The 17,158-nt window shown below is 70.7% G+C and carries 15 protein-coding genes; 7 read left to right on the forward strand and 8 right to left on the reverse strand.

Annotation, left to right across the window (positions count from 1 at the left end; genetic code table 11):
- The first annotated feature begins 25 nt into the window (after nt 1-25).
- On the forward strand, nt 26-1,147 hold the full coding sequence (locus ACVDFE_RS24740; protein WP_360388594.1) for an FAD-dependent oxidoreductase: 1,122 nt from the start codon (nt 26-28) through the stop codon (nt 1,145-1,147).
- Nucleotides 1,148-1,166: 19 nt separating this feature from the next.
- Here ACVDFE_RS24740 and ACVDFE_RS24745 read toward each other — a convergent pair whose 3' ends face one another.
- A complete protein-coding gene (locus ACVDFE_RS24745) occupies nt 1,167-1,394 on the reverse strand; it encodes a hypothetical protein (RefSeq protein WP_458432040.1) in 228 nt (75 codons plus the stop codon).
- A 211-nt stretch (nt 1,395-1,605) separates the two neighbouring features.
- Between ACVDFE_RS24745 and ACVDFE_RS24750 the strand changes: the two genes are divergently transcribed.
- The 3 genes from ACVDFE_RS24750 (at nt 1,606) to ACVDFE_RS24760 (ending at nt 4,705) form a co-directional block, all read left to right on the forward strand.
- A complete protein-coding gene (locus ACVDFE_RS24750; RefSeq protein WP_458432041.1) occupies nt 1,606-2,571 on the forward strand; it encodes a hypothetical protein in 966 nt (321 codons plus the stop codon).
- Nucleotides 2,572-2,579: 8 nt separating this feature from the next.
- Nucleotides 2,580-2,957 (forward strand): sunset domain-containing protein, encoded by a 378-nt coding sequence (locus tag ACVDFE_RS24755; RefSeq protein WP_360388589.1) that lies wholly within the window; start codon nt 2,580-2,582, stop codon nt 2,955-2,957.
- Nucleotides 2,958-3,166: 209 nt separating this feature from the next.
- Entirely contained in the window at nt 3,167-4,705 is a 1,539-nt protein-coding gene (locus ACVDFE_RS24760) for a GMC oxidoreductase (RefSeq protein WP_458432042.1), read from the forward strand.
- Nucleotides 4,706-4,721: 16 nt separating this feature from the next.
- On the opposite strand, the gene ACVDFE_RS24765 is transcribed toward ACVDFE_RS24760, so the two are convergent.
- The 4 genes from ACVDFE_RS24765 to ACVDFE_RS24780 form a co-directional block, all read right to left on the reverse strand.
- Nucleotides 4,722-5,216, reverse strand: a complete 495-nt coding sequence (locus tag ACVDFE_RS24765) for a carboxymuconolactone decarboxylase family protein (RefSeq protein ID WP_458432043.1) — start codon at nt 5,214-5,216, stop codon at nt 4,722-4,724.
- Nucleotides 5,213-6,292, reverse strand: a complete 1,080-nt coding sequence (locus ACVDFE_RS24770) for an NAD(P)H-dependent amine dehydrogenase family protein (protein WP_458432044.1) — start codon at nt 6,290-6,292, stop codon at nt 5,213-5,215. The genes ACVDFE_RS24765 and ACVDFE_RS24770 overlap by 4 nt, the downstream gene beginning before the upstream one ends.
- A 119-nt stretch (nt 6,293-6,411) precedes the next feature.
- A complete protein-coding gene (gene ileS, locus ACVDFE_RS24775) occupies nt 6,412-9,468 on the reverse strand; it encodes an isoleucine--tRNA ligase (RefSeq protein WP_458432045.1) in 3,057 nt (1,018 codons plus the stop codon).
- Nucleotides 9,469-9,495: 27 nt separating this feature from the next.
- The gene (locus tag ACVDFE_RS24780) at nt 9,496-10,203 is read right to left on the reverse strand and encodes a hypothetical protein (protein ID WP_458432046.1); all 708 of its coding nucleotides are present in this window, start codon (nt 10,201-10,203) and stop codon (nt 9,496-9,498) included.
- A gap of 108 nt (nt 10,204-10,311) precedes the next feature.
- On the opposite strand from ACVDFE_RS24780, the gene ACVDFE_RS24785 reads away from it, so the two are divergent.
- Together ACVDFE_RS24785 and ACVDFE_RS24790 are read left to right on the forward strand one after the other, a co-directional pair.
- Nucleotides 10,312-11,184 (forward strand): alpha/beta fold hydrolase, encoded by an 873-nt coding sequence (locus tag ACVDFE_RS24785; protein WP_458432047.1) that lies wholly within the window; start codon nt 10,312-10,314, stop codon nt 11,182-11,184.
- Nucleotides 11,185-11,193: 9 nt separating this feature from the next.
- A complete protein-coding gene (locus tag ACVDFE_RS24790) occupies nt 11,194-11,676 on the forward strand; it encodes a winged helix-turn-helix transcriptional regulator (protein WP_360388572.1) in 483 nt (160 codons plus the stop codon).
- Here ACVDFE_RS24790 and ACVDFE_RS24795 read toward each other — a convergent pair.
- The 3 genes from ACVDFE_RS24795 to ACVDFE_RS24805 all read right to left on the reverse strand — a co-directional run bounded on the left by ACVDFE_RS24795 (nt 11,651) and on the right by ACVDFE_RS24805 (nt 13,751).
- Nucleotides 11,651-12,133, reverse strand: a complete 483-nt coding sequence (locus ACVDFE_RS24795; RefSeq protein ID WP_360388569.1) for a PaaI family thioesterase — start codon at nt 12,131-12,133, stop codon at nt 11,651-11,653. The genes ACVDFE_RS24790 and ACVDFE_RS24795 overlap by 26 nt on opposite strands.
- A 2-nt stretch (nt 12,134-12,135) precedes the next feature.
- A complete protein-coding gene (locus tag ACVDFE_RS24800; RefSeq protein ID WP_458432048.1) occupies nt 12,136-13,311 on the reverse strand; it encodes a thiolase family protein in 1,176 nt (391 codons plus the stop codon).
- A gap of 77 nt (nt 13,312-13,388) precedes the next feature.
- Nucleotides 13,389-13,751 (reverse strand): hypothetical protein, encoded by a 363-nt coding sequence (locus ACVDFE_RS24805; RefSeq protein ID WP_458432049.1) that lies wholly within the window; start codon nt 13,749-13,751, stop codon nt 13,389-13,391.
- Nucleotides 13,752-14,362: 611 nt separating this feature from the next.
- On the opposite strand from ACVDFE_RS24805, the gene ACVDFE_RS24810 reads away from it, so the two are divergent.
- On the forward strand, nt 14,363-17,059 hold the full coding sequence (locus ACVDFE_RS24810; RefSeq protein WP_360388561.1) for a ricin-type beta-trefoil lectin domain protein: 2,697 nt from the start codon (nt 14,363-14,365) through the stop codon (nt 17,057-17,059).
- Nucleotides 17,060-17,158 lie beyond the last annotated feature (99 nt).

Consider the following 17,158-nt stretch of genomic DNA (forward strand, 5'->3'; position numbering starts at 1 on the left):
CCAGAGCTGATCAGGAGTCCACCCCATGCACGTCACGATCACCGGCGCCGGTCTCGGCGGCCTCACCCTCGCCCGCGTGCTGCACGTGCACGGCATCGAGGCCGCGGTCTACGAGGCCGAGCCGTCACCGACCGCCCGCGCCCAGGGCGGCATGCTCGACATCCACGACTACAACGGCCAGCTCGCCATCACCGCCGCCGGGCTGATGGACGAGTTCCGCGCCATCGTCCTGGAGGGCCGCGAGGCCATGCGCGTCGTCGACCGCAACGGCACCGTCCTGATCGACAAGGCCGACGACGGCACCGGTGGCCGCCCGGAGGTGCAACGCGGCGAGCTGCGCACGTTGCTCATCGACTCGCTGCCCGAAGGCACTGTCCGATGGGGGCACAAGGTCAGCAGCGCGCGCACCCTCGACGACGGCCGCCATGAGGTCACGTTCGACAACGGCACCGTCATCGCCACCGACCTGCTCGTCGGCGCGGACGGCGCCTGGTCGCGCATCCGCCCGCTGCTGACGCCTGCGACCCCCGAGTACGCGGGCACGTCGTCCGTCGAGACCTTCCTGCTCGACGCCGACACCCGCCACCCGGGCGCCGCCGCACTGGTCGGCGGCGGCATGATGATGGCCGCCGCGCCGAACAAGGGCATCCACGCCCACCGGGAACGCGGGGGCACGCTGCACGTCTACGTGATGTTCACCGAAGCGCAGGAGTGGTTCGACCGCTTCGACTTCACCGACCCCGCCGCGGCCACCGCCGCGCTCGCGCGGGAGTTCGACGGCTGGGCCCCCGAACTGGTCGCGCTGATCACCGACACCGACACCCCGCCGCTGTGGCGGCCCCACTACGGCCTGCCCTCCGGCCACCGCTGGGAGCGCGTGCCGGGCGTGACGCTCGTCGGCGACGCCGCCCACGTCGCCGCACCGGACGGCGAGGGCGCCAACCTCGCGATGCTCGACGGCGCCGACCTCGCGCAGGCACTGGCCGCGCACCCGCACGACGTCGAGGCGGCGCTGGCGGAGTACGAGCGGAAGATGTTCGGGCGCGTGGAGGCGGGCGTCGACGAGGAGCAGCTGCTGCAAAGCCTGTTCGGGGAGAACGCGCCGCAGAACCTGGTGGACCTGTTCGCCGAGCACCAGGCGTCCTGACCCACGAGGAGCCGGTCCGTCAGACCAGGTCCGCCGGGGCACGGGCCGCGAGCGCCTCCGCGTCCGCCACCCCGAGCCGCCGTCCCCGGACCTGCCGTGCGCGGCCGGAACGCCGGTCGCACCCGCAGGTCTCGAAGCCCTCGTAGCGCAGCCCGGCCGCCAGCGCCGCGGCCACGGCCCTCCACCCGGAGTCGTCCGTGCGCCGCGGCGCCGTGAAGTCGTGGCCCGCGAACGCGTACCGGCACACGCCGCCGACGGTAGCAGGAGCCGCTCAACGTCCGAAGTGGACGAACCGCACCGCGGTGTGCAACGCCCGCGCCACCGGCTGAGCACGTCTTCACGACCGGCGACGTGCGCGGAGTCCACCACCCCGTTTCGGCCACCTGACCGGGTGAAGTTCCGCTCGAACGACGGCAGCGGCTGGCTTTTCGGCCGCGCGGTCCGGTAAGCCCTCCGGCGTGCGTTTGCCTCACGCGGTTTGGGTCGGCGGGCTGCTGGTGCCCGCCCTGCTCGCCGCCACCGGTGTGTTCGTCTACGGCAGTGGCGTCGAACGGTCGCTCGACGCCGATGTCCGCTCGGCGCTGACCAAGGCCGGCTACCACGGCGTCGTGGCGGTGGACGGGCGGTCGGTGGTGGTCAGCGAGGTGGCCCCGCGCGCGGCCGACGCCGTGCGCGCCGTGGTGTCCGACGTGGACGGTGTCGCCACCACCGAGATCCGCGCGGCCGGCCCCGAGCAACTGCTCGTGGCCGTGCGCGGCGCGGAGGTCCTGGTGTCCGGCGCGGTCGCCGACGACGCGGAACGCCGCGCGCTGGTCGACGCCGTCCAGACCCCCGGTCACCGGGTCACCGCGGCACTGCGCCTGGGAGGCACCCTGCCGATCCCGCCCGCGGTGGTCGGCCGGCTGGTGTCGGCCGCGTTGTCCGCCAGGGTGTCCGAGGTGACCACGACCGTCCACGGTGGACATGTCGCCGTGGCCGCCCGCGTGCCGGACGAGGAACGTGCCACCGCGGTCCGCGAGGCCATCCGCCAGGCCGCGAACGGCCTGCGGGTCACCGACCGCGTCGAGATCGGCCCGTCCACCACCGCCGGCGACCTGGACGTCGCGGCCCTGCACGACTCGATCAGCCGCATGGTCAACGGCAACGGTGCGATCCGGTTCGTGCAGGGCACCACCGCCTGGGAGGGCCACGGCCCGGTGCTCGTGCACCGCGTCGGCCGCATGCTCCTGGTCGCACCCCGCGCCTCCGTCACGCTGGTCGCCCACGGCACCGACCCGGTAACGGCCACCACACGCGGCCAGATGGTCCGCGACGAGCTCGTGGGCCAGGGCGTCTCCCCAGCCCTGATCGCCGTTGAGACCCGCCCCGCCCCCGACGGCGAGTACGACCCGGCCACCCGCCAGGTCGACGTCGTAGTCCGCTAGGAGTTCCCGTGCTCTGGTTGTTCTCGCAGATGTTCCTGCTGTGCCTGGCGTCCTTCGCCGCCGGCTGCCTGCTCACCTGGCTGGCCGTGCGCAAGCGCCACGCCGAGTCCCCGAAGCCCCGCCTCGCCCTGCCCGCACCCCGCACCGAGAACCCGATCGTGCGCCAGCAGCCGCTGCTCCAGGTCGCGGACGAACCCGTGGTGACGGTGCCCGCCGATGACGAGGAAGCGTTGCCCGTCAAGGGGAACTCGCGAACGATGGTCTACCACACGCCGGACTCGCCGTACTACCGGCGGATGAAGGGCGACGTGATGTTCGGGACCGAGACCGAGGCGCTGAAGGCCGGGTACCGGATGTGGACGACAAAGGCCCGCGTGAAGGCCTGATCGCACTTCTCCAGACCCCTCCGACGTCGAGGAAGGCCCCGTCGATCTGACTAGCAGGTAGTGACTTGCCGCACAAGCGCAGGTATAACTTGTTCTCATGCGGCAAGAGTGAGGATGATCACATGAACCACACAATGACGTGTGATAACGGTTTCAAGGGTCCCTCTCGACGTTCGTTCTTGACTGGAACAGGTTCTATTTTAGGTGGCATGGCCCTGGGTGCCGGTCTCGCACCGGCGGCCAGGGCGAGCACGATCGCCGACGCGGCGGTGGTTCCGGCGCTCGTCATCGGCACCGGGTACGGCGGGTGCGTCGCGGCGCTGCGCCTGGCCCAGGCCGGTGTCGACGTCCACATGGTCGAGCTGGGCATGGCCTGGGACACGCCCGGTTCCGACGGCAAGGTCTTCGCCAACACGACCACGCCGGACCAGCGCTCGTTCTGGCTGCGCACCAGGACGAAACAGCCTTTGAGCAACTTCCTCGGCTTCCCGATCGACAAGGCGATCCCGAGGTACACCGGCATCCTCGACGCCGAGGAGTTCGGCGGCATCACCGTCTACCAGGGCCGCGGTGTCGGCGGCGGCTCCCTCGTCAACGGCGGCATGGCCGTCACGCCCCGGCGCGAGACCTTCGGCGACGTGCTGCCCGGCGTGAACGCCGACGAGATGTACGGCACCTACTACCCGCGGGCCAACGCCGAGCTCGGCGCCGGGCTCGTCAACCCGGCCTGGTTCGACGGCACCGCGTGCTACCAGTACGCGCGGGTCGGCCGCAAGCACGCCCAGCGCAGCAACTTCCCGTACGTGTTCGTGCCCACCGTGTACGACTGGGGCTACATGGAACAGGAGGCGGCGGGCACCGTCCCGAAGTCCGCGCTGGCCGGCGAGATCCTCTACGGCAACAACCACGGCAAGAAGTCCCTGCAGAAGTCCTACCTGCCCAAGATCAGGGCGACCGGGCGGGTCACCATCTCGCCGCTGCACCGGGTCGCCTCGGTCCGGCCCACGACCGGCGGCTACGCGGTCACCGTCGAGCAGCTCAACACCACCGGTGACGTCATCGCGACCAAGTCGGTGACCGCGGCGAAGGTGTTCTTCGCGGCGGGCAGCGTCGGCACCAGCAAGCTGCTGGTGAAGCTGAGGGCCACCGGTGCGCTGCCGAACCTGAACGGCGAGGTCGGCAAGGGCTGGGGTGACAACGGCAACGTCATGTGCGGCCGGGCCAACCACATGTGGGACGCCACGGGCGCGCTGCAGTCGTCCATCCCGACGCTGGGCATCGACAACTGGGCGGCCGGGGGAGCGTTCGCGGAGGTGGCGCCGCTACCGACCGGGATCGAGACCTACGCCTCGTTCTACCTGTCGATCACCAAGACCCCGCACCGCGCCGCGTTCTCCTGGAACGCCGCCACGAACAAGGTCGACCTCAACTGGCAGACGGTGTGGAAGGAGAAGTCCATCACCGCCGCCAAGACGATCTTCGACAAGATCAACGCGAAGGAGGGGACGATCTACCGGACCGACCTGTTCGGCGTGTACAAGATCTGGGGCGACCACCTGACCTACCACCCGCTCGGCGGCGCGGTCCTGGGCAGGGCCACCGACGCCTACGGCCGCCTGCACGGCTATCCGGGGCTGTACGTCATCGACGGGTCGCTCATCCCCGGCACGACCGTGGTGAACCCGTTCGTCACCATCACCGCGCTCGCGGAACGCAACATCGAGAAGATCATCGCCACGGACCTGTGACCGGGTCTGTGAAGTCCTACGTGGACGCTCCCACCTGACTCGGCAGCACGCAGACCGCGTCGAGCCCGAGCACGTGGTTCAACCGGCCGAACGAGAGCCACGCGCCGATGCTCATGGTCAGCTCCACGATCTCCACCTGGCTGTACGACGCGGTCATGCGGGACCAGAAGTCCTCGTCGAGACCGTGGTGGTCCAGTGCGTACCGCTCGGCGTACTCGGCGGCCATCCTGGTGCGGTCGTCGAAGGCGTCGGTGGTGCGCCACTGGGTCACCGCGTCGAGGAACCCGTCCTCGACCTTCTGCCCGTCGCGCTCGGTCCGCCAGTCGAGGCAGAACAGGCACCCGTTGATCTGCGCGGTCCGCAGCCGGGCCGCCTCGAACTCGCGCAGCCCGAGCGTGGTGTGCTGGTAGACAGCGAGCGAGAAGTTCGCCGCGGCGACACCGATGCCCGGCACCATCTCGCCCCACACGTACCCGATGGGGTCCTTGCCCTGCGGGATGTCGACGTTCACCGCGCACTCCTCCCCAGCTTGCCCGCCACCGGTCGCAGCGGCACGTCCAACGCGTCATAGAGACCGGGTTCCGCCGCGGCCAGCCAGTCGATGGCGTTCACGAGCCGCCCGACCGCCGTCGCGTTGCCGCCCGCGGACCGGTTCTCGCCCTCGTCGTCGGCCTCGACGGACACCTCGATGCGCGGCCGGCCCTCGATGATCACCTTGTGCGCGCCGTCGCCGGAGGGCGGCATCGGCCAGTTCGGCGCGCAGGACGGGTGGATGCGCGTGACGTGCTCGATCACGATCAACGGCTCGCCGCCGACGACCCCCTGCACCTCGAACCGGATCGCGCCCTGCGTGCCCGCCTCGAACTCGCCCATGGTCCGCGTCGTCACCGTCTCGTCGAGCGCGCGCCGGTCGACGGTCTCGCGGATCTCGTCGACCTCCACGCCCAGCGCCCTGGCCATCAACCGGATCTGGCCGCCCCACACCATGGTCGGCACCGTGGGCATCAGCATCGGTGCCTGGTAGTCGAGCGGCTGGCCCATGCCGATCAGCCACCGCACCGCGTCGGGTTGGTCGTAGGTCGAGTAGTCGAAGATCTCCTGGCAGCGCACCGCGTTGATCCGGCTGCCCAGCCCGCTGATCAGCAACGGCAGCACGTCGTTGCCCCAGCCGGGGTCCACACCCGACACGAACAGCGACCCGCCGCCGTCAGCTATCGCCTTCAGCACCGGGTCGCGCAGCTCCGGAGGTGCACTGCGGTGGTCGTAGAGCGCGTACAGCGACGGCGTCACCACCACCGCGCCCGCCGCGATCGCCCTGGTGATGTCGGCGAGCGCCTCGGCCGGCCGCACGTCACCCGAGGCCGCGTAGACGACGGCCCGCGGACCCGTGGCGAGCACCGCGCCGATGTCGTCGGTCGCGACGATCCCTGTGTTGTAACCGGTTCCAGCAAGCTCACCGGCGTCGCGTCCCACCTTGTTGGCGTCGTGCACGACCACCGCGGTCAACTTCAACCCAGGATGAGCCTCCACGGCCCGAATTGCCGCACGCCCGACGTTGCCCGTGCCCCACACCACTGTGGCGATCATGCGCTGTAGCCTAACTAGAACACGTTCCAGTTTCTAGTGCAGTCCCGTTCCCGCTCCCAAATCCACCCGCGGGGCGTAACCCCCTGCCTTCCACGGCATCTGCAACAAGCGGGGTGGGGCTAGGGTTTGTGGAGTTGGACGGTCAGCTCCTTGCCTGGGTGCAGGAGAAGGGACACGGCCAGCGTTTCGCGTTCGACGAAATCGCGGTGCGTGTGAACGGCCGCCGCGACGTCCTCGGGTGCCGTCAGGACGACCTCGATGCGGTCGGAGACGTCGAACCCGGAGTCCTTGCGGGCCTGCTGCACCAGCCGGACCACGTCCCGCGCCAGGCCCTCCGCCTCCAGCTCCGGCGTGAGCGCGGTGTCGAGCGCGATCGTCACGCCCTGCTGCGCACCCACGACCCAACCGCTGCGCGGCGCCTCGGTGACCAGCACGTCATCCGGCGAGAGCGTGACGGACCCGGCCAGCTCGGCCGCACCCGTGGCGCGCAGGGCCTCCGCCAACGAGCGGGGGTCCGCGGCCGTGATCGCCGCCGCCACCTCCTGGGTGCGCTTGCCGAACCGCTTGCCCAGTACGCGGAAGTTCGGCCGCACCTCGATGTCGACCACCTCGCTCGCGGCGTCGAGCGGCAGCACGACCTTGACGTTGAGCTCGTCACCGACGTCGTCGAGCAGCTCCCGCGGCAACGGAACGCTGACCAGCGCGCGGCTCAACGGCTGGCGGATGCGCAGACCCGCGGACTTGCGCGCGGCACGGCCCAGCTCCGCGACCACGCGGGCACTCGCGACCTGCGCGGACAGCTCGGGGGAGACGCGGGCGGGATCGCTGACGGGCCACGTGGCCAGGTGCACCGAGTCCGCGGCGGCGAGGTCGTGCGGCCTGATCACCCGCTGCCAGACCTCCTCGGTGATGAACGGCACGAACGGCGCCAGCAGCCGGGTGAGCACCTCCAGGCACTCGTGCAGCGTCGTCAGCGCGTTCTCGTCGCCGCGCGAGAACCGTTGCCGCGACCGGCGCACGTACCAGTTCGACAGGTCGTCGACGAACCCGGCGAGCAACCGGCCGGCCTGCGCGGTGTCGTACTGCTCCATCGCAACGTCGACAGCGGCCACGAGCGCGTGCAGCTCGGAGAGCACCCACCGGTCGAGCACCGGCCGGTCGGAGCCTGCGGTCCACGTGGCACCCGAGGCGTGGAGGCTGAAGAACGAGGCGGTGTTCCAGTACGTCAGCAGCACCTTGCGCACGATCTCGTCCAGCGGCCCGGCACCGACGCGGCGTGCCGACCACGGCGAGCCCGAGCAGGCCATGAACCACCGCAACGCGTCCGCGCCATGCGTGTCCATCAACGGGATCGGCTCGATGATGTTGCCCAGGTGCTTGCTCATCTTGCGGCCGTCCTCGGCCAGGATGTGGCCCAGGCACACGACGTTCTCGTACGGCGACTTGCCGAACACCAGAGTGCCGATCGCCATCAGCGTGTAGAACCAGCCGCGGGTCTGGTCGATCGCCTCGCAGATGTACTGCGCCGGGTAGGTGGCCTCGAACGCCTCGACGCTGCCGGGCAGGTGCGGGTAGCCGAGCGAGGCGAACGGCATCGCGCCCGAGTCGTACCAGGCGTCGATGACCTCCGGCACCCGCGTGGCCACCTCGCCGCAGTCCGGGCAGGCGAACGTGACCGCGTCCACGAACGGCCGGTGCGGGTCCAGTGTGGACAGATCAGCCCCGGCCAGCCGCCCCAGCTCCGCCCGCGAGCCCACGGCCGTGACGTGCCCGCCGTCGCAGCGCCACAGCGGCAGCGGCGTGCCCCAGTAGCGCGTCCGCGACAGCGCCCAGTCGACGTTGTTGACCAGCCAGTCGCCGTAGCGGCCGTGCTTGATGTGCTCGGGGAACCAGTTCGTCGCCTCGTTCTCCCGCAGCAGCTCCGCGCGCACCTCGGTCGTGCGGACGTACCACGACGGCTGCGCGTAATAGAGCAGCGGCCAGTGGCAACGCCAGCAGTGCGGGTACGGGTGCTCGAAGTCCTCGTAGCGGAACAGCCGGCCGGTCCGGCGCAGCTCCTCGACCAGCACGGGGTCGGCGTCCTTGAAGAACGTCCCGCCCACCAGCGGCACCTCTGCCAGGAACCGCCCGTCCCGCCCGACCGGGTTGACCAGCGGCAGCCCGTTCTCCCTCGCCACGGCCAGGTCCCCGGCGCCGAACGCCGGCGCCTGGTGCACCAGACCGGTGCCGTCGGTGGTCGTCACGTAGCCGGCGAGCACCACCCGGTGCGCGTCGGGGATGTCGATGAGCTCGAACGGCCGCTCGTACCGCAGCCCGGCCAGCTCCGCACCGGTGAGCGCCGCCAGCACCTCGGCGTCGCCGAGAACGGCCTCGACCCGCGGCTCGGCCACCACGAACACGCCGTCCCCGGTGCGCGCGACCACGTAGGTGACCTCCGGGTGCACGGCGACCGCGGTGTTGGACACCAGCGTCCACGGCGTCGTGGTCCAGATCAGCAGCTCGGCGCCGTCGATGCCGTGCAGCGGCTCGACGAGGGGGAGTCGCACGTAGGCGGACGGGTCCGTCACCGTCTCGTACCCCTGCGCCACCTCGTGGTCGGACAACGTGGTCTGGTCGTTCGCGCAGTACGGCGTGACCCGGAAGTCCTCGACCAACCGGCCGTCGGCGTGGATGCGCTGCAACGACCACCAGACGCTGTCGACGTACTCCGGCGTCATCGTCTCGTACGGGTGCGCCAGGTCGATCCAGTAGCCCATCCGCTCGGTGAGCTGCTCGAACGCGCCGACGTGCCGCAGCACGGACTCCCGGCAGTGCGCGTTGAACTCGGCGACGCCCATCCGCTCGACGTCGGGCTTGCCGGACAGTCCGAGCTCCTTCTCGACCGCCAGCTCCACCGGCAGCCCGTGGCAGTCCCACCCGGCCCTGCGCGGCACCGAGCAGCCCTTCATCGTGCGGTAGCGCGGGAACACGTCCTTGAACACGCGCGCTTCGACGTGGTGTGTGCCCGGCATGCCGTTCGCGGTCGGTGGTCCCTCGTAGAACACCCACGCGGGCCCTTGGGCGGTCTGCTCGACGCTGCGGGCGAACACGTCGTTGTCCTGCCACCACCGGATGATCCGGCGGTCCAGGTCACCGAGGTCCACCTTGGACGGCAGCGGGCGGGCGTTCTCGCTCATGCCGGCCATGATCCTCCAGTCGCGCGGTCAGGCGCCGAGCGGCGTGCGGAGCTTCGCGGCCCTGGCTGCTCCGTACCTGGTGGTCAGCAGCTGGTCGACCAGCTGCTCGGAGGTCAGGCCCTCGCGGTTCTTCTGCTGGTTGAACGCCAGGTCGGAGAGGTCGAACAGGGCCGGCAGGTCGAACTTCCACACACCGTCCTCGAGGCCGAAGCCGATCATGCCCGACGCCTGCTCGCCCCGGACGGCGTAGCGGGCCAGCGCGACGCCGTTGTGGATCGTCGGCCGGCTCAGCGCGATGTCGCGGGCGTCGTCCGCGTTGACCAGACCCCGGTCGATGATCGTCTTCACGAGGTCCTGCGGCGAGCCGGTGCGCAGCACGGCGTGGTCGAGCTCGGCGCGCATCGCGTACGTGAGGAGGCGGGCGCTCGGCCGCTGGGTCGCGACCGTCTGCTCGGTGCCAGTGACCGCTTCCCGCCTGATCCCGTCGTAGATCTTGAAGGTGTTGCTCAGCAGCACGGGGAGGGCGGCGGCGCCGTCCTTGGTCAGCGCGGCTTCCCGGTAGGTCTCGAAGGCGGCGGAGATGGCCTGCGGATCACCGGCGGACGTCGGCACGGTCGTCGGCACGGTCGTCGGCGCGCCGCTGGACGCCCCGGTCGAAGGCGGTGTGGCGTCCGGAGCCGGGGTGGTGCAGGCGGCCGCTGCCAGGCACAGGACGGCCGCGATGAGTCGCTTCACGGGCGGAGCGTAGTCGACGAAGCAGGCCGGGACCGCCGGGTTTTGACAACGCAGGCTAATGGCATTAGCTTTTGGCTAACGACATTAGCCGAGGCTCTGGAGAACAGCGTGACCGAGCACCTGGAGATCGACGGCAACACCCTCGCCTACGACCTGATCGGGCAGGGGCCGCTCGTCGTGCTCGCCCACGGCATCGGCGACAGCCGCCACTCCTACCGCTTCCTCGCCCCGGCACTGGCCGCGCAGGGGTACCGGGTGGCGAACGTCGACCTCCGCGGCTGCGGTGACTCCGGCGTCGGCTGGGACGGTTACAGCCGCACCGACATCGCGGGGGACCTGGTGGCCGTCATCCGCCACCTGGGCGGCCCGGCGGTGATCATCGGTCAGTCCATCAGCGGCGGTGCGGCCACGATCGCGGCCGCCACCGCGCCCGACGTCGTCGCCGGTGTCGTGGAGCTCGCGCCGTTCACCCGCGCGCAGTCCTTCGACGTGGGCGGGCTGCTGCGGGTGCGCCGCTTCCGCGCCGGGTACGCGCAGCTCGCGAAGGTCATGATCGCGGGCAGCCTGCCGGGCTGGACGAGGTACCTCGACCTCGCGGTGCCGGTGAAGCCGGCGGACTGGACCGTGGAGCTCGCGCGCATCGAGGCCAAGCTGGGCGAACCCGGCCGGATGGGGGTGTTGCAGGCCATGTGCAAGACCAGCCCCGTCGACGCCGGTGCGCGGCTGGCCGACGTCACCTGCCCGGTGCTCGTCGTCATGGGCGACGCCGACCCCGACTGGGCCGACCCGCGGGCCGAGGGGGAGAAGGTGCTCGCCGGCCTGCCCCGGGGTCGCGGCGAGCTGGCCGTCATCGAGGGCGCCGGCCACTACCCGCACGTGCAGACCCCGGACGAGGTCCTCGCGCTGTGCCTGCCGTTCCTGGTCGCGACGCTGGCGGACCGCCCCGCCGAGCTGGGTATGTCCGACACTAGCCAGGTGTAGGCTCCCTGCATGCCCATGCAGATGAAGGGCCCGTTGGCCGCGCTGGACCAGTGGCAGCCGGACCGGTGCTCGATCGCGCTGGCGCTGGACGTCATCGGCACGAAGTCGGCGGTCCTCCTGCTGCGCGAGGCCTTCTACGGCACGACGAGGTTCGACGCGTTCGTGCGGCGCGTGGGCATCACCGAGGCCGTCGCGGCCAAGCGCCTCAAGGAACTGGTCGAGGCCGGCGTGCTCGCCAAACGCCCGTACCGGGAGCCCGGCGCGCGCACGCGGTACGAGTACGTGCTGACCGACATGGGCAACGCGCTGCTGCCGGTGGTCGTCGCCCTCATGCAGTGGGGCGACACCTACCTGCGCGAGGACGGCCCGTTGCAGGTGGTGGCCGCCGAGACCGGCGAACCGGTGAGCGTGCACGTCGTCCCCTCCGGCGCCGGGTCGCTCACGCCGGAGGGGTTGCAGGTGCGGATCAACCGAGGAGCAGGCACGTCGTGACGGCGTGCGCGATCACGCGGCCGGATGCGTCGGTGACGCGGCCCTCGGCCGTGGCGGTGCGGCGCCCGCTGGACACCACCCGGCCCTCGCACGTGAGCGTGCCGCTGCCGAGCGTGGCCGGGCGGGTGAACTTGATCGTGAGGTCCAGCGAGGTGTAGCCGGTGCCCGCGGGCAGCCTGCTGTGCACCGCGCATCCGAGCGCGGTGTCGGCGAGCGTCGACAGGACACCGCCGTGCACCGAGCCGATCGGGTTGTAGTGCCACTCGGCCGGTGTCAGCTCGAACCGCGCGTACCCGTCACCGATCTCGGCCATTCTCAGGCCGGTGGTCTCGGCGGCAGGGGGAGCGGGCAGGTCGCCGCTGCCGATCTTCTTGAGGAACTCGGCGCCGTCCAGCTCGCTCGCCGCCCGGGCGAGCAGCCGCGGGTCGCTCCAGCCGTAGGTGCGCGTCCGGTCCACCGTCAGACCCTCTCGATGATCGTCGCGTTGGCGAGTCCGCCCGCCTCGCACATGACCTGCAACCCGAACCGGCCGCCGGTCTGCTCCAGGGTGTTCAGCAACGTCGTCATCAGCCGCGCCCCGGACGCGCCCAGCGGGTGCCCGATCGCGATGGCGCCGCCGTTGACGTTGACCTTCGCCGGGTCCGCGCCGGTCTCCGCCTGCCACGCCAGCACGACCGGCGCGAACGCCTCGTTGACCTCGAACACGTCGATGTCGTTGATCGTGAGCCCGGCGCGGGCCAGCACCTTGTGCGTGGCGGGGATGATGCCGGTGAGCATGAGGACGGGGTCGTCGCCGGCGACGGCGAACGAGTGCACGCGGGCCCGTGGCCGCAGCCCGTGCCGCGCCGCCGCCTCCTCGCTGGTGACCAGCACGGCCGCGGCGCCGTCGTTGACCGGTGAGCTGTTGCCGGCGGTGATCCGCCAGTCCAGCTCGGGGAACCGCGTCTCCCAGTGCTCTGCCCGGAACGCCGGTCGCAGCCCGGCCAGCACCTCGGCGGTCGTGTCGGGGCGGATCGTCTCGTCCACCGCCAGGTCGGTCACCGCCACGACCTGCGCGTCGAAGAGCCCGTCCTTCCACGCCGCGGCGGCCTTCTGGTGCGACTCGGCGGAGAACTCGTCGAGCCGCGCCCGCGACAGGCCCCACCTCCGCGCGATCAGCTCCGCGCTGATGCCCTGCGGCACCAGCCCCTCCGGGTAGCGCGCGGCGACCTTCGTCCCGAGGAAGTCCCTGCCCAGCGCCTGCGACCCGATCGGGACGCGGCTCATCGACTCGACCCCGGACGCGACCACCACGTCGTAGGCGCCGGCCAGCACCCCCTGCGCCGCGAAGTGCAGCGCCTGCTGGCTCGACCCGCACTGCCGGTCCACGGTCACGCCCGGCACCGACTCCGGGAACCCGGCCGCGAGCGCCGCCCACCGCGCCGTGTTGCCCGACTGCTCGCCGACCTGGCCGACGGCGCCGCTGATGACGTCGTCGACCGCGGCCGGGTCGAGCCCGGTGCGGTCGACGAGTGCCTTGAGGACCGCGCTGTGCAGGTCCACCGGGTGGATCTCGGAGTACGCGCCACCGGGCTTGCCCTTGGCCAGCGGGGTGCGGACGGCGTCGACGACGACAGCCTGACTAGTGGAAGGCATAGTCAGGACGCTACCCCCTGACTGTGCTCAAGCCAAGCCAGGTTGCGAGGGAAACCGCTGTGCCGGATTTGGTTAGATCATCTCCGTGCGCCCGTTGCCGGGCGCGTGACTCCTGGGGGAAACAAGTTGAAGAAGCGCATTTGTGCTGCCGTCGTGGCGATCGCCGCCCTGGCCACGACCGCCTGCGGTGGTGAGCCGGCTGCGGCGCCGCCGGTCACGACGACCACCACGACGACGGCGCCGCCGACCGCGGCGGAGCTGGACCTGCGCGCCAAGGCGGCGATCGCCCCGCCCGGTGCGTTCGACGCCCAGGGCGGCAAGGTCGGGTCGAGCACACCCGCCACCGACACCGACCCCGGCCTGGAGGGCGAGCCGGTCACCTTCGTCTGCAAGACCAGTGAGCTGTTCGCCGACGGCATGTCGGTCTCGCGGACGCGCACCTGGGACGGGCGGGTGGACCTGTTCCAGCGGGTTCACGCCACGGCCGACCGCCCGGCGGCCACGCTGGTCGAGCGGGTGCGGACCTGGGCGCAGCAGTGCACCCAGTACCGCGGCGCCGACAAGATCAAGCTCGAGCTTCCCGCTCACCAAGCCGCAGGGCGTCGACGACTTCTACGCCTACTGCGAGACGACCGAGGACCCCGCGCTCATCGACTGGTCGTGCCACGCGGTCATGGGCCGCGGCACGCTCATCACGGTCGTGGTGGCGTTCGGTCCCACGCAGGCGGCGGCCGAGGCGCAGCTGACCTCCGCGGTGCCGATCTTCGCGGAGACGTTCGCGAAGGCGTGACCGTACGCGCCGGTGGTCCGCCACAGCGATGGCGGACCACCGGGTTGCACAACGCTCACATCGAAACTGTCGCGCAGATCTCGCCTGCTCAACAGCCACTAGCGCGGTGCCGTGCTCCATCCGGCCCTTGCTAAAACGTTAGCGCTCACAATCGTGGCAGATATCTGCCATCGGCTGCCCGCCCGCGCCCGGCGTGCTGGAAGGTGGCGGTGATCCGCGGGTGGCTCCCGGCCGGTTCGCGGGGTGAGCGAAGGGGAGAGCATGGGGAGCACAGCCGTGAACGCCGCGAGGTCGCTGGTCGCCCTCGCGGTGCTGGTGTCCGCCGCACTGCTGCCGGCCTCGGCAGGTCAGCTCCGCGCCTCCGCCGCCGTGCAGGAGACGTTCTACGTCGCACCGGACGGGAACGACTCCAACCCCGGCACGCTCACGGCGCCGTTCCGGACGCTGCCGCGTGCACGGGACGCCGTGCGCGCGGTGAACGCGAACATGTCCGGCGACATCCAGGTGTACCTGCGCGGCGGGAACTACCCGGTCACGAGCACCGTCGAGTTCACGCCGGGCGACTCGGGCACGAACGGCCACCGGGTCCTGTACTCCGCGTACCAGGACGAGGTGCCGGTGCTCAGCGGCGGCGTGCCGGTGACCGGCTGGACGCAGCACAGCGGCAACATCTGGAAGGCGCCGCTCAGCCGCGCGAACAAGCTGCGGGCGTTGTACGTCAACGACAAGCGCGCCTTCATGGCCACCAAGACGATCAGCTCGCAGGGCTGCTACGGCACCTACACCGTGACCGCAGGGCAGGCGCCGTGGGCGTGGGAGTCGGGCTCGCAGTGCGACGGCGCCCGCTACAACCCCGGCGACCTGCCCGCCATCACCCGCAACCCCGCCGACATCGAGATCGAGACCGCCACGACGTGGACGACGGCCATCGCCGGCGTCCGCCAGATCACCACGAGCAGCGACGGTGCGAGCCGGGTGGCGTTGTTCCAGCAGCCCGGCGGCGCCATCGCCCAGGGCGCGTTCAACGGCAACTTCCAGTCGGGCGGCAGCCACAAGTTCATGAACGCCTACGAGTTCCTCGACGCTCCGGGCGAGTTCTACTTCGACCGGTCGAGCCAGACGGTGTTCTACTACAAGGCCGACTCCGACAACATGGCGACCGCGTCGGTCTTCGCGCCCAACAACGTCTCGACGCTGCTGCGGATCGCGGGCACCTCCACGGCCAACCGCGCGCGCAACATCACGTTCTCGGGCATCACCGTGCAGCACTCGGACTGGAACCTGTTCACCGTGGCCGGGTCGTCGTTCAAGCAGGCCCAGCAGGGCAACCTCGGCAACACCGCCTACGCCAAGGGCAACTTCCACGTCTACTACTACCGCAACGTCGACACCGCACCCGGCGCCGTGCAGCTGGAGAACGCCGAAGGCATCGCGTTGCTGCGCAACAGGGTCCAACACACCGGCGTCGACGGCATCAGCATGGTCAACGACGTGCTGAACACCCAGCTGGTCGGCAACGTCACCAACGACGTCGCCGGGTCCGCGATCGTCGTCGGCCACCCGCAGCACGTCTACATCGGCGACCACACCTCGTCCAACCGCGAGAAGTACACCGCCCAGGCCGAGGGCCTGCCGAAGAACATCGAGATCAAGAACAACTACCTCTACGACAGCGCGGTGCTGTTCAACGGCCACAGCCCGATCTCCGCCTACTTCGCGGACACGCTGACGGTGCAGCACAACCGCATCGAGAAGGCGCCGTGGAACGGCATCACGCTCGGCTGGGGCTGGTGGAACTTCGACGGCTCATCGGGTTCCATCGCGCCGAACCGGCCGACGACCACGGCCCGCAACAACACCGTCAGCCACAACCACATCATCGACACGGTGCAGCGGCTCAACGACACCGCGCCCATCTACACGCTGGGCAGCCAGCCGGGCACCACGATCACGGACAACTACCTGCAAGGCGTCCCGTCCGGGCACAAGTACGGCCTGCACCCGGACGAGGGGTCGGCCTTCATGACCTTCCGCGACAACGTGCTCAGCGTCGACAAGAACGTCACCTGGCTGGTCAACTCCGACGACTTCGGCCGCAAGCACGACCTGAGCATCACGCAGACCTACGGGCCGATCAACAAGGTCTCGCAGAAGGTCCTGCCCAACAGCACCATCCACGACATCCTGGTGTCCTCGGACTACGTGTGGCCGGCCGCGGCCTACGGCATCGCCGTGCGCTCCGGCCTGGAGGACGCCTACCGCGACATCGTCCCCGCCGCCAACCTCTCCCGGCCCGACTACGCGCTGCCCGCCAGCACGTTCGTCGGCGCGGGCACGGCCTCGATCCCGATCCGCAGCACCGGTGACGCGACCAGGACCGTGTGGCTGGCGCCTTCCGGCACCACGAACTTCGCGGTGGGACCGACGATGACCAGGGCCGGTGGCACGGCGACGACCATCGACGTCCCGGCCACCAACGGCGACTACCGGCTGTTCGTCGTGGACGCGCAGGGCGTCCGGTCGGCCGAGTCGAAGTCGCTGGTGCGGCGCCAGGGCGGCGGCAGCCAGCAGAGCGGCACGATCGTGGGCGGCCAGTCCGGCCGGTGCGTCGACATCAACGGCGCGAGCACGGCCAACGGCGCCGCGGCCCAGCTGTGGGACTGCCACGGCAACACCAACCAGCGCTTCACCCTCACCTCGGCCAAGCAGTTGCAGGTGTACGGCACCAAGTGCCTGGTCGCGAGCGGCGGCGGCACCGGCAACGGCACCGCGGTCGTGATCGGGGACTGCGCGAACCAGACCAGCCAGCAGTGGAACGTCAACGCGAACGGCACGATCACCGGCGTGCAGTCCGGGTTGTGCTTCGACGCCAACGGCGCGGCCACCGCGAACGGCACCAGGATCATCCTCTGGACCTGCAACGGTGCGGCGAACCAGCAGTGGAGCCTGCGTTCCTGACCGGCTCGAAGTGGCCCCTTACGCGGCGGCGTGGGGGGCCACCAGAGTGGCAGCCATGACGAGAGCACCGATCTTCGACGAAGAAGCCCGGTCGAACGG

This window comes from Lentzea chajnantorensis (assembly GCF_054300775.1).

What these genes read in the sequence shown, in the direction of transcription:
- ACVDFE_RS24740 (WP_360388594.1), top strand. Translation starts at nt 26, where the DNA reads ATGCACGTCACGATCACCGGCGCCGGTCTCGGCGGCCTCACCCTCGCC.
- ACVDFE_RS24760 (WP_458432042.1), top strand. Translation starts at nt 3,167, where the DNA reads ATGGCCCTGGGTGCCGGTCTCGCACCGGCGGCCAGGGCGAGCACGATC.
- ACVDFE_RS24770 (WP_458432044.1), bottom strand. Translation starts at nt 6,292, where the DNA reads ATGATCGCCACAGTGGTGTGGGGCACGGGCAACGTCGGGCGTGCGGCA.
- ACVDFE_RS24810 (WP_360388561.1), top strand. Translation starts at nt 14,363, where the DNA reads ATGGGGAGCACAGCCGTGAACGCCGCGAGGTCGCTGGTCGCCCTCGCG.
- ACVDFE_RS24790 (WP_360388572.1), top strand. Translation starts at nt 11,194, where the DNA reads ATGCCCATGCAGATGAAGGGCCCGTTGGCCGCGCTGGACCAGTGGCAG.
- ileS (WP_458432045.1), bottom strand. Translation starts at nt 9,468, where the DNA reads ATGAGCGAGAACGCCCGCCCGCTGCCGTCCAAGGTGGACCTCGGTGAC.
- ACVDFE_RS24800 (WP_458432048.1), bottom strand. Translation starts at nt 13,311, where the DNA reads ATGCCTTCCACTAGTCAGGCTGTCGTCGTCGACGCCGTCCGCACCCCG.